The following is an 11192-nucleotide window of genomic DNA, read 5'->3' as shown; positions in this document are numbered from 1 at the left end:
TCGAACCAGCGACCGATCGATTATGAGTCGACTGCTCTAACCGCTGAGCTAAGGGCCCGCGCGCCCCTTAGTCTACTGGACCGCCGCGGAGCGCGAGAGTAGCGGTGCCAGCGCCTCGGCGGCGTAGCTGGTGTAGAGCGCGGCGCCCTCCGGGCCCAGGTGCAGCGGGTCCTCGAACATCTCCGTGGTGAGGCCCGGGACGTCGCGCAGGTCGATGACGCGGGCGCCCGCCTCCTCGGCGACCTTCACGAGCTGCGGGTCGAGGTCGTAGCCGGACCTCGTGGGCATGGCGGTGAGGACGAGCTCGGCGCCGCTCCCCTCGACCTCCTTGACGAGCCGCTCCAGCCTCTCGTAGGTCGCGGGCGCCTCCGCGACGTCCTCCGACCCCTTCAGGAGGTCGTTGATGCGCCGCGCGCTCTCCTCGTACCCCGGCAGGAGCGAGAGGACGCGGCGCGAGATGCGCTCGCGGTTCGCGAACGCGGCCGAGTAGTGCGAGAGCAGGACGTTGATCTTGTCCGCCAGGCTCGTCAGCTCGGTGCCGACGAGGTAGCCGAGCATGCGGTCCGACGCGAAGTAGCGGCCGAGACGGTACGACTGCGCCCGGCTGATCGGCCTGTCCTCGAGGTGCCAGTTGCCGAAACCCACGACCACGACGTCGGGGACGGCGTCCTGCCCGATCACGTACCTGTCGTAGAGGTAGACCCAGTCGAGGACCGCGGTGTCGTCGGGGTAGAGGGCCGCCACGTTCCAGTCGCCCGCCCCGTCCTCGTCGAGGCCGGCCCGCATGAGGTCGACGTCGACGCCGCGGCGGGTGAGCGAGTTCCCGATGAAGAGGACGCTGGGTCCCGGCGCGTCCGCGAGGTCCCTGACGATGTCACCCATCTCGTGGATGTGCTCGACATCGAGCGAGAGGCGCTCCTCCGTGACGCGCACGCCGACCTCGACGAGGAGCAGCACCGCCAGCACGAACGCCGGCGTCCGCAGGTAGAGCCACCAGCGGGCGCCCGCGCGCGCCGCGGCGCCCTCGGCCGCCGCTCGCCCTGCGACGGGACCGCTCGCGACGGACCCGCCGTCGACGAGCTCAGAACTGGAAGTAGATGAACTCATAACGGACCGGCGCCGGGAAGAACACCAGCATCAGCACGCAGAAGGCGGCGACGGTCGCGCGCGCCAGCCACGGCCTGCGGAGAAGCGCCATCAGGTCCTCCTTGTCCTCGAGCCACAGCTCGAAGAGCATGAGCGGCAGCGCGAAGAACGCCACCGTCGCGAAGCCGCCGATCGCCAGGGGTGTGAGCGTGAAGTCGGAGAGGGCCTTCACGCCCATCGTGAACGCCTGCCCGATCGACTCGGCGCGGAACAGGAGCCAGCTCACGGCGACGAGCTGGAACATCAGCACCATCGCGGGCAGTCGCGCCAGCAGGGGCCGCGGCGTCTCTCGGTCCTTGCCGGCGACGAGGCGATAGGCGACGAGGATGAGCCCGTGGAACGCGCCCCACGCGACGAACGTCCACGCCGCGCCGTGCCACAGGCCGCCGAGCAGCATCGTCAGCATGAGGTTGCGGTAGGTGTTCCAGGTGCCGTGCCGGTTGCCGCCCAGCGGGATGTAGAGGTAGTCGCGCAGCCACGACGAGAGGGAGATGTGCCAGCGGCGCCAGAAGTCGCTGGGCGACACGGACAGGTAGGGCATGCGGAAGTTGACCATCAGGTCGTAGCCGAGCCACCGCGCCACGCCCCTGGCGATCGCCGAGTAGCCGGAGAAGTCGCCGTAGATCTGGAACGCGAAGGCGTAGACGCCCACCACGACCTCGGGGCCGGTGAGCGTCGACGGGTCGGCGGAGAAGATGCCGTTGGCGATGGCCGCCAGGTTGTCGGCGATGACCACCTTCCTGAAGAGGCCGGAGAGGACGAGGTAGGCGCCTTCGGGCAGGTCGGCGGCGGTGCGCTGGCGCGGCGAGACGATCTGCGGCAGCAGCGACGTAGCCCGCTCGATGGGCCCGGCCACGAGCTGCGGGAAGAAGCTCACGAAGAGCGCGAAGTCGAGCAGGTTCCGCGACGGCTTCAGGTGGCCCCGGTAGACGTCGATCGTGTAGGACATCGTCTGGAACGTGTAGAACGAGATGCCCACCGGGAGGACGACGTTCAGCACGGGCTTCAGGCCGGGCAGCCCGGCGGCCACGAGCACGGACGACAGGCTCTCCACGAAGAAGTCGAAGTACTTGAAGAACCCGAGGATGCCGAGGTTCAGCGTCAGGGCGGCGGCGAGCCACGCCCTCTTGCGCGCGCGGTCGGGCGAGCGCTCGATGAGCTGCGCCGCCACGAAGTCCGAGGCCGTCGAGAGCGCGATCAGCCCGAGGAAGCGCCAGTCCCAGTAGCCGTAGAAGACGTAGCTGGCTACGAGCAGGAGCGCCTTCCGACTTCGGCCGCGCAGCACGGCGTGCAGCGCCAGCACGACGGCGAAGAACGCCCAGAAGACGTAGCTGTTGAAGAGCATCGGTTCTCCCGGTTCTCATCGGAGTGTAGGCCGGGCCCCATGAGCGAAGAGTGAGCGTGGGCTTACGGCGGGGTGGCCGACGCGCTCGAGGGGACCCGGCCGCGTGTCGGACCCGCCGCACCGCCGTCCGTAGAAGCCGACACGGAGGCGGTACGGGCGCGCCGTGTATCATCCGAGGTCTAGTTCGAGCGGCCGGCAGCTGGCCGCCGCAGGGGAGTCACGTGTCCAAGGAACCGATCTATCTGACCGCCAAGGGTCTCGAGAAGATCAAGGAAGAGCTGCGCTACCTCAAGGAGGAGAAGCGCCAGGAGCTCGCCGACTACATGGGCGCGGCGCTCGCCGACGGTGACCTGCGCGAGAGCGCGGCCTACGACGAGGCGCGCCTGCTGCAGAGCGCGAACGAGGCGCGCATCGCCGACCTAGAGGAGATCATCCACCGCGCCGTGATCGTCGAGCGGGACGAGAGCGACGCCGTGGCCGCCCTCGGCGCCAGCCTCGAGCTCGAGGACGAGCGCGGCGAGCGCCACGTCTTCCACCTCGTCGGCACGCACGAGGCCGACATCTTCGAGAACCGCATCTCCGACGACTCCGAGCTGGGCCGCCAGCTCCTCGGCAAGCGCGCCGGCGACAAGGTCGTCGTGAACGGCGGCGCCCTGTCTTACAAGGTCGTCTCGGTCAAGTTCGACTGAGGCTCCGCCTCGGGCGCGGGTCCCGCGGCCGACGGCGGAGGCGACCACCGCGGCCCAGGCACCGCCGCTCGGGCAGACGCCCCGGAGCCGACGCTCCCCGAGGCGCCCTCCTGAAGGCTGCGTTACCGTCGGCGGGCGCCTACCTCACGCCCGTTCATCGGCACCGTTGTTAGTCTCGGGCCGTGCTCCGCATGGCGCTGATCGCGATGGTCGTCGTGGTGGCCGGGCTCCTGGCGCTCGCCCTGCTGGACGACGCCCAGGTCGAGGCGCCCGAGGCCGTCATCACGCTGCGCGACACCCAGGTCACGCTCTACCCCCGCGCCGACCCTGAGGCCGTCTGGTACTTCTCGGCGCCCCGCGTCGAGTACGTGCCCGACGACCAGGAGGCGACGCTGTTCGCGATCGAGGACGGACGCAGGACGGTGGGGGGCGAGACCGACTTCACCCTCGCCTCCGAGCGGGTGACGATAGACGACGACGACAACATCAGGGGCGAGGCCATGCACGCACACCTGGTGGAGGACGAGATCGACCTCCACATGGAGGCCAAGGGCAGCAGGCTCGTGCTGATCGACCAGGCGCGCGGACGCTTCGAGGTGCCGCGGGCCGCGATGTCGGGGCCGGACCTCGGGGAGAGCGTGTTCGAGGACATGCGCATCAGCTTCGACTTCACGGACTTCGAGGCCGGCGGCCCCGGGACGGTCGGGTACAGCGAGTTCATCGTCCGCTCGTCGGACGACGAGCCCTGAGGCCCGGAGAGCGAGACGACATGACGGACGACACTCCCGTCGCCGAGGAGCGAGGCGAACGAGCCGGGCGCACTAGGCTCGAGCCCGTTTCACGTGAAACACGACGCGGCGCCCTCGTGCGGCTGACGCTGGTGGGCGCGCTCGCCCTGGGCGCGGCCGCGTTCACGCTGGCGCAGGACGCGTCCCCAGCTCCGCCGGCGGGGTCGCCGGCGGAGGAGCCCGCGTCGCCCCCCGCCGAGTCCCCGGCGGACGAGCCCGCGGCGCCGCCGGAGGAGGGCGGGGAGCAGGGCGAGGACGCGGCCAGCGAGCGCATCATCACGATCGACGGCAGCGGGGGCACCCAGCGCGGGAACCTGCGCTCGGGGCCGATCGTCTACGAGCACCCCGACCCGCGCGGCATCCGCGCGACAGTCTCCACGCTGACGATCCTCGGCAGCTACGCCGAGCTCACCGCGCCGGAGGGCACCTCGATAGCCCGCGGCGGCGAGCGGACCGCCGCCTTCAGGAACGGCGTGGAGGTCAACCGCGGCCGGCTCACGGCCACGGGCCCGCAGCTCGTCTACAGCGAGGCGACCGGCCTGGGCGTGATGGAGGGCGGGGTGGAGGTCGTCATCGAGGCGGAGGCGGAGGGCGAGGAGCCCGTGCACATCACGGCGGCGCAGGTCTCGTTCGACGTCGACACCGACCGCTCCACCTCCACCGGCGACGTGAAGCTCGAGAACGGCAACCAGTCGGCGACCGCCGAGAACCTCATCTTCGAGGAGGAGGCGAACCTGGGCGTGCTGACGAGCGAGGGCGGTCAGGTGCAGATCACGCGCACCGACGAGGCGGGCGAGCTCATGACCATCACCGCCGACGAGATCCGCGTCCTCACCGAGGAGAACCGCCTCTACGCGCGCGGCGCCGTCACGGTCGTGGACGGCTCGATCACCTCGCGCGGGGACGTCGTGTTCTTCGACGACGAGGAGGGCATCGCCGAGATCATCGGCACCTCCGAGCAGCCGGCCGAGGCCGTCGACTCGGAGACCGGCGCGAGCCTCGTGACCGACCGCATCAGGCAGGACATCGAGTTCGACTTCTTCGAGGCGATCGACGCCTCGGTGCGCAGCGCCTTCGACCCGGCCGCCTTCGCGCTGAGGGGCGAGACCCAGGAGTGAGGCGCGGGCCGGCGGGGAGGGGGCTGCCGGCGCCGAGCGCCGTACGCGTGAGCGCGGCCGCCGGGCACGCGGTACGTGGCAGAGCCGCCGGTGGCCGCGCCGCCCTCGTGGTGGCGGCCGCGACGCTCGCCTGGGCGGCCGCCCAGGCCGTCACCACGTTCACGGTCAGGCGCGACGACACCGAGCTGGTCATCAGCAACCGCGCGCTGGCGTCCGAGGGCGCCCGCAGCATCGGCAACAACCCGAACTGCGAGGATGGAATGCGCTTGACGATCGTCTACGGACCGCCTCCCGGTCACGTCGAGACGCGCGTGGAGGACGCCGTCATCACGTCGCACCTGGCGCTGGTGCGCACGCCGGCCGAGGCCAAGGAGGGCGGCGGGCAGGAGACCCTGGAGCTGACGGGCGCGACCGTGACCTTCAACCGGCCCGGGTGCATCGAGGAGTCGACGCCATCGGACGAGCCGGCCGTGACCCTGGTGCAGGGGAGGACGACCGTCGTCGGCACGCGCTTCTTCCTCGACAGGGAGGAGAACGTGGGCACGATGGACGGGCCCATCAGCCTCACGCGCGCGCCGGCCGACGAGGGCGAGGCGCCGCTGACGGCCAGCTCGTCGTCGATGACGTTCGCTGTCGACGAGCAGCGGGCCACCCTCCAGGGCGACGTGCGCGTCACCAGCCAGGAGCGCACGACCACCGGCGACACGCTGACCCTCGACGAGGAGGCCGGCACCGCCGTCCTCACGGGGTCGCCGGCGCGGAGCGTGCGCGGCTCCGACGTGCTCGAGGGCGCGCGGCTGCTCTACTACCTCGACAGCGACGACGTCGTCGTGATCGGGAACGTGGCGGGGGAGCTCGAGGTGGAGATCGAGTAGGGCACGAGCCGCGTGGCGCTCGCCGGCGCCCCGGTCGCCGAGCGCCGGCGCCGCGCCGGCCCGGGCCAAGGCGGGCCGCCCCGCAGGCCGCCGCGGGCGCGGGACAGGTAGGTCCGTCCAGCGCCGCCGCGGCCCTCGGGGCCCCGAAGCGGACTCGGCCGCTCTAGCGCTGCTTGGGGAGGTTGATCGTCAGCACGCCGCTCTGCAGGTGGGCGGTCGCGTGCTCCGGGTCGACGGGGGAGGGCAGGCGGATCGTGCGCTGGAACGGGCCGATCGGCCTCTCGGTGAAGACCGGCACCGTGTCGACGGGCGTGCTGTCGCGGATGCCGGCGATGAGCAGCTCGTCTCCCTGCACCGCGACCTCGAGGTCGGACTGCGGCACCCCCGGCACCTCCACGTGCACGAGGTAGGCCTCCCCGGTGTCGTGGAGGTCGGCCCTGACGACCAGCGGCGACGAGGGACCGTGGGCGTCGGCGAGCCGCTGGATGCTGTCCCGCACGGCGATCAGCTCCTCGATATCACCGGCTGTGCCGTACTTCTGGATCTTCATCGCTGCATAGTAGCACCGGCTCGGACGGCCTCCGTAGGCTGCTTGGCGGGTGCCCGGGAGCGGGGGGAGGGGCCGGGAGACGGCGCGCTCCGGCCGCCGGTGCCGGCGCGCTCGCACGCCGGGGGCACGGCGCCTCGACGGCGCCCGCAAGCGGCTCATCGACCGTGCGCCCCGCCGGAGCGCCGACGCCGCCTGCTGGCTTCGCGGCCGCGAGGAGGGCCTGCACCGCCTGCTAGCTTGGCGACGTGGGTGAGGTGTGGCCGGGCTCGCGCGAGACGGGCCGTGACGTCGCCAACGTGACCGACGAGGCGGGAGCCGGCGTGGCCGCAGCGCCCCCCGGGGCGCGCCCGGGCGGCGACGAGGCGCGCGGCGACGAGCCGCTGACCGGCCCGAACCACGACGACGCCGACCACCTCGACCCGGTCCGCGAGCCGCGCCGACGCGTCCCGGCCCTCGTGGGCCCGACGGCGTCGGGGAAGAGCGCGGCCGCCATGGCGCTCGCGGAGGAGCTCGGCCTCGAGGTCGTCAGCGCCGACGCGATGCAGGTCTACCGCGGCCTCGACATCGGCACCGCCAAGCCGACGCCCGAGGAGCGCCGCCGCGTCACTCACCACCTCGTCGACGTCGTCGACCCCGACGAGCGCTTCTCCGTGGCCCGCTTCGTCGATCTGGCCGAGGGCGCGATCGCCGACGTGTTCTCGCGCGGTCGCGTGCCGCTGGTCGTCGGCGGTACCGGCTTCTACCTCAGGGCGCTGCGCGAGGGGGTGCCCACGGCGCCCGAGGCCGACCCGGAGCGGCAGGCGCCGCTGTGGCGCGCCGTCGCGGAGGGCCGCCTCGACGAGCTCATAGCCGAGCTGGAGGCGGCCTCGCCGGCCGACGCCGCCCGCGCGGCCCGCAACCCCCGCCGGGTCGTGCGCAGCGTCGAGGTGCTGCGGCTCACCGGGCGTCCGCCGTCGGCGTTCCCGACCACCAGGCCCCGCTTCGCCTACGAGGTGTTCCTGCTCGACCCGCCGGCAGACGAGCTGAGGCGGCGCATCGCCAAGCGCGCGCGGCGGCAGTTCGAGGAGGGGCTCGTCGAGGAGGTCCGCTCGCTCCTGGAGCGCTACCCGGAGCTGCCCACGGCCAGGCAGTCGATCGGCTACAAGGAGGTCGTCGCGCACGTGCGGGGGGAAGCCTCCCTCGAGGAGGCGGTCGTGGCGGTCACGGTCGCCACCGCGCGCTACGCCAAGCGCCAGCGCACCTGGTTCCGGCGCGAGCCCGGCGTACACCGCCTGCCGCTCACCGGCGAGGCGGCCGTGCCCCTGCTGCGGGCGCGCCTGGTGGAGATGGGGCTGGTGGGGCGCGGGCGCGGCCAGTAGGCCGTCTCGGTGCCCTAGTTGGCGGTCTCGGTGCCGGGGACGTCGTCCCGGTGCAGGCGGTCCCTGAGGCGGCCGAACAGGCCGCGCACCTTCTCGACCACGGTCTCGTGCTCGTCGACGGCCTCCCCGGCCTCGACCGCGTAGGCCTCGAGGAGCTCGCGGGCCTCCGGCGAGAGGCGCGTGGGGACGACCACCTTCGCGACGATGACGAGGTCGCCCTTGCCCGGCTGGCGCAGGCGCGGCATGCCGCGGCCGCGCAGGCGGAACTCGGCCAACGGCTGCGTGCCGGCGGGCAGCTCGAAGGGCTCCTCGCCCTCCATGGTCGGGACCGTGAAGGTGCCGCCGAGGGCCGCCTGGGCGATGCCGACCTCGAGCTCGTAGTACAGGTCGTCGCCCTCGCGCCGGAAGTGCGGGTGCGGGGCCATGGTGACGTAGACGTAGAGGTCGCCGCTCGCCCCGCCGTCGGTGCCGGCGTTGCCGGCGTTCGGGACGCGCAGGCGGTAGCCGCCGTCGATGCCCTTGGGCAGCGGCACGTCGACGCTCGTCGTCCGGAGCTGGCGACCGCGCCCACCGCAGACGGTGCACGGCTCGGTGATCACCTGGCCGTCGCCCCGGCACTCGGGGCAGGTGCGGGTGGTCATGACGGTGCCGAACAGCGACTGCGCGTGCGTCCTCACCTGGCCGACGCCGCCGCAGGTCGGGCAGGTGCGCTTGCCGTCGGTGCCGGGCTCGGCCCTGTCGCCGTGGCAGTGGTCGCACAGGACCATGCGCTCGACGGGCACCTTGACGGTCTCGCCCGCCCAGGCCTGTTCGAGCGTCACCTCGACCTCTACCTCGAGGTCCTCACCCGGTTGGCCGCGGCCGCGAGCCGCCCGGCCCATGCCCATGCCGCCCATGCCGCCGCCGAAGACTGAGGCGAAGATGTCGAAGATGTCCATGCCCACGGGCATGCTCTCGTCGACGGTGCCGTAGCGGTCGTAGCGGCTGCGCTTCTCGGGGTCCGAGAGCACGGCGTAGGCCTCGTTGATCTGCTTGAAGCGCTCCTCGGCCTCCTTGTCGCCGGGGTTGCGGTCGGGGTGGTACTTGAGCGCCAGGCGCCGGTACGCCGACTTGATCTGTGCCGCATCGGCGCTGCGATCGACCCCGAGGAGCGCGTAGTAGTCGGGCATGCAGCCGGCAGTATAACTACGGCCCCCGAGCGCCGCGCCGAGGCGCGTTACCCCTCGGCAGGCTTGGCCTCGCTACCCCTCCGAGCGCAGGGACCCGGCCTCTCGACCGGGTCCCGCTGCGGGCGGGGAACGTCCGCCCTCGCCCTGGTGGGCACCCGCCCTCGCCCTGGTGGGCGCACGCCTCCGTCAGCCGCCGCGGCGCTGCAGCGCCTGCAGGCGCTTCGCCGCCTCGTCAGGGTCGATCTCGCCGCGTTCGAGCAGGTCGAGGACCTCGGCGCGCTCCTCGCTCACGTCGGGCTCGGCCTCGTAGCCGAGCGCGAGCAGCAGCTTCTCGAAGCGCTGGCGGACGGTCGGGTAGCTGAGGCCGAGGATGCGCTCGACCTCCTTGAGGTTGCCCCTGACCTTGACGAAGATGCGCAGGAACTCGAGGTTCTCCTCGGGCAGCATCGCGAACTCGTTCGGTGCGAACCGACCCTCGATCGTGACGCCGCTCTCCTCGCACTCGAGGCGGGTGACCAGGAGCGGTCCGCCGCTGACTGGGCAACGTGTGGGCATGGGGTACATGGGCATCAGAGGACCTCTACCGTGATGTGTGCGGTGCTTTCGCCGTCGGGGTCGACGGCGTCCACGTCGACGATCTTGCCCTCGGGCATCGTCTCGGCCGTCTCGAGGAGCTGGCTGATGTCGATGCCCTGCGCCTCGAGCTCGCGGCGCGCCTCCTGCGGGAGGAACCTGAGCGCGAACTTCGCCAGCGCGTAGGGTATGCGGACGTCGACGTTCGTCGACTTCCCGCCCTCTTTCGTCGCGTCGACCTTGATGCGCACGAAGCGCGGGCTGCGGCGCACGAAGGCGCTCTGGCTCGGCGCCGGCGGCGGCACCTCCGCCGGGTGAGGCAGGCCCGGGTGCGGCGGCAGCGCCGGCTCGGCGGGGCGTCGCGGCGGCAGCGGCAGGGACTCGGCCGGCGTCGGGCCCAGCGCCTTCAGCAGCGCCGTGGCCTGCTCGACGTTGATCCTGCCCGCGGCGAGCAGGTCGAGGATGCGCTTGCGCTCGTTGGAGCTGGCCACTCAGCGCCTCCCAGCCGGACCGACGTGGAGGTCGCCGGTCGTGACGCGCAGGTCGAGGCGAGCGGCGCCCGACCCGACCACGCCGGAGATCGTGCCGCCGAGACCGGAGCTCCGCCGCTCCAGTCCGGGCACGTCGGAGCTGGCGTCGCCGATCGAGACGCGTCCGTTCACCGCGACGTCGGACCCGTCAGCGATGCCCACGTTCACGTCGCCGGCGCCCACGGTGATCACGTGGCTGCCGGACCGCAGGTCGAGGGTCGCATCGAAGTCGCCGGCCGTCATGCTGAAGTCCACGCCCTCGAGCGTGCCCGCGTCCAGGTCGCCGGCGCGGATGCGCCCACACAGGTACCTGACCCTGTGGAGCGACACGTCGCCGGCCGTCGCCTCGACGACGAGGCCGTAGTCCTGCGGCATGTGCACGGTGATGTCTCCGGAGCGCAGGCTGGCGATGAGCCCGCCGAGGAAGCCCGACCCCTCGGGATCGAACCGCACGCGGTAGCCGTCCTCGACCTCGTCGATCCTCAGCTCGCCGGGACCGCCCTCGACCTTGGGCTTGGTGAGCCCGGGGACCGCGTGGACCTCGAGGTCACCGCCGAGCATCTCGACCGTGACCCACTTCGTGCCGGCCGGCGCTATCGACTTGCCGGGGCGCTCCGTGTCGGTTCCTGGCGGCACCACAGACCCGGTGTGTGCGGCGCGCCCGGCCTCACGCGCGGCCTCACGCGCGGTGTCCCGCGCCGCGCGCAACGCTTCCCGCGCGCCCTCGCGGGCGCTGTCCCGCGCCGCGCGCAACGCCTCGCGCGCGGCCTCACGCGCCTCCCGCGCCGCCTCACGAGCCGCCTCCCTGGCGGCGTGATGCAGCTCCCTGGCGACGTGATGCGCCTCCCTGGCCTGCTCGCGTGCCTGTCTGGCGGCCTCGCGAGCCGCCTCGCGGGCGGCAGCGCTGGCCTCACGCGCTGCCTGCTCGGTGAGGCGGGCGGCCTCCCTCGCGGCATGGCCCACGGCGGTGTCGTGGTCCGGCGGCTCGCCGGTGCCGGCGGGGTGGTCACCCGCTTCCGCGGCGCTTCGGCCGGTCCCGGCGGGATGGTCG

The 11192-nt window shown here is 72.6% G+C and carries 12 protein-coding genes; 5 read left to right on the top strand and 7 right to left on the bottom strand.

Annotated features, from left to right (window positions below; translation table 11 throughout):
* Positions 1–72 precede the first annotated feature (72 nt).
* Both VF202_00115 and VF202_00110 read right to left on the bottom strand, forming a co-directional pair.
* Complete coding sequence (locus VF202_00115) at positions 73–1107, bottom strand: hypothetical protein (GenBank protein HEX7038497.1); 1035 nt, start codon at positions 1105–1107, stop codon at positions 73–75.
* Positions 1082–2491, bottom strand: coding sequence for an MBOAT family O-acyltransferase (locus tag VF202_00110; GenBank protein HEX7038496.1), 1410 nt, complete (start codon positions 2489–2491; stop codon positions 1082–1084). The genes VF202_00115 and VF202_00110 overlap by 26 nt, the downstream gene beginning before the upstream one ends.
* A 221-nt stretch (positions 2492–2712) precedes the next feature.
* Between VF202_00110 and VF202_00105 the strand changes: the two genes are divergently transcribed.
* From VF202_00105 to VF202_00090, 4 genes are all read left to right on the top strand, one after another.
* Complete coding sequence (locus VF202_00105) at positions 2713–3180, top strand: GreA/GreB family elongation factor (GenBank protein ID HEX7038495.1); 468 nt, start codon at positions 2713–2715, stop codon at positions 3178–3180.
* A 182-nt stretch (positions 3181–3362) separates the two neighbouring features.
* Positions 3363–3929: a hypothetical protein gene (locus VF202_00100; GenBank protein HEX7038494.1), complete on the top strand. Its 567-nt coding sequence runs from the start codon at positions 3363–3365 to the stop codon at positions 3927–3929.
* A 116-nt stretch (positions 3930–4045) separates the two neighbouring features.
* Positions 4046–5086, top strand: a complete 1041-nt coding sequence (locus tag VF202_00095) for an LptA/OstA family protein (protein ID HEX7038493.1) — start codon at positions 4046–4048, stop codon at positions 5084–5086.
* 47 nt (positions 5087–5133) lie between these two features.
* Positions 5134–5961 (top strand): LptA/OstA family protein, encoded by an 828-nt coding sequence (locus tag VF202_00090; protein ID HEX7038492.1) that lies wholly within the window; start codon positions 5134–5136, stop codon positions 5959–5961.
* Positions 5962–6124: 163 nt separating this feature from the next.
* On the opposite strand, the gene VF202_00085 is transcribed toward VF202_00090, so the two are convergent.
* A complete protein-coding gene (locus VF202_00085) occupies positions 6125–6511 on the bottom strand; it encodes an Hsp20/alpha crystallin family protein (GenBank protein HEX7038491.1) in 387 nt (128 codons plus the stop codon).
* 245 nt (positions 6512–6756) lie between these two features.
* Between VF202_00085 and miaA the strand changes: the two genes are divergently transcribed.
* Positions 6757–7869, top strand: coding sequence for a tRNA (adenosine(37)-N6)-dimethylallyltransferase MiaA (gene miaA / locus VF202_00080; protein HEX7038490.1), 1113 nt, complete (start codon positions 6757–6759; stop codon positions 7867–7869).
* A gap of 14 nt (positions 7870–7883) precedes the next feature.
* Here miaA and dnaJ read toward each other — a convergent pair whose 3' ends face one another.
* The 4 genes from dnaJ to VF202_00060 all read right to left on the bottom strand — a co-directional run.
* Entirely contained in the window at positions 7884–9038 is a 1155-nt protein-coding gene (gene dnaJ / locus VF202_00075; GenBank protein ID HEX7038489.1) for a molecular chaperone DnaJ, read from the bottom strand.
* A 186-nt stretch (positions 9039–9224) separates the two neighbouring features.
* Positions 9225–9608: a DUF2089 domain-containing protein gene (locus VF202_00070; GenBank protein HEX7038488.1), complete on the bottom strand. Its 384-nt coding sequence runs from the start codon at positions 9606–9608 to the stop codon at positions 9225–9227.
* Positions 9608–10102 (bottom strand): hypothetical protein, encoded by a 495-nt coding sequence (locus VF202_00065; GenBank protein ID HEX7038487.1) that lies wholly within the window; start codon positions 10100–10102, stop codon positions 9608–9610. Before VF202_00065 ends, VF202_00070 begins: the two co-directional genes overlap by 1 nt.
* Positions 10103–11192: DUF4097 family beta strand repeat-containing protein (locus VF202_00060; GenBank protein HEX7038486.1), on the bottom strand; the 1090-nt coding region annotated here is incomplete at its 5' end.

It is taken from the genome of Trueperaceae bacterium (assembly GCA_036381035.1).
Lineage (GTDB): Bacteria > Deinococcota > Deinococci > Deinococcales > Trueperaceae > DASRWD01.
The sequence above is the reverse complement of the archived record's forward strand: the minus strand, read 5'-3'. Positions and strand labels throughout refer to the sequence as shown.

Excerpts from the sequence above, each read along its gene's own strand:
- VF202_00115 (HEX7038497.1), bottom strand. The coding sequence starts at position 1,107 with ATGAGTTCATCTACTTCCAGTTCTGAGCTCGTCGACGGCGGGTCCGTC.
- VF202_00110 (HEX7038496.1), bottom strand. The coding sequence starts at position 2,491 with ATGCTCTTCAACAGCTACGTCTTCTGGGCGTTCTTCGCCGTCGTGCTG.
- VF202_00085 (HEX7038491.1), bottom strand. The coding sequence starts at position 6,511 with ATGAAGATCCAGAAGTACGGCACAGCCGGTGATATCGAGGAGCTGATC.
- dnaJ (HEX7038489.1), bottom strand. The coding sequence starts at position 9,038 with ATGCCCGACTACTACGCGCTCCTCGGGGTCGATCGCAGCGCCGATGCG.
- VF202_00070 (HEX7038488.1), bottom strand. The coding sequence starts at position 9,608 with ATGCCCATGTACCCCATGCCCACACGTTGCCCAGTCAGCGGCGGACCG.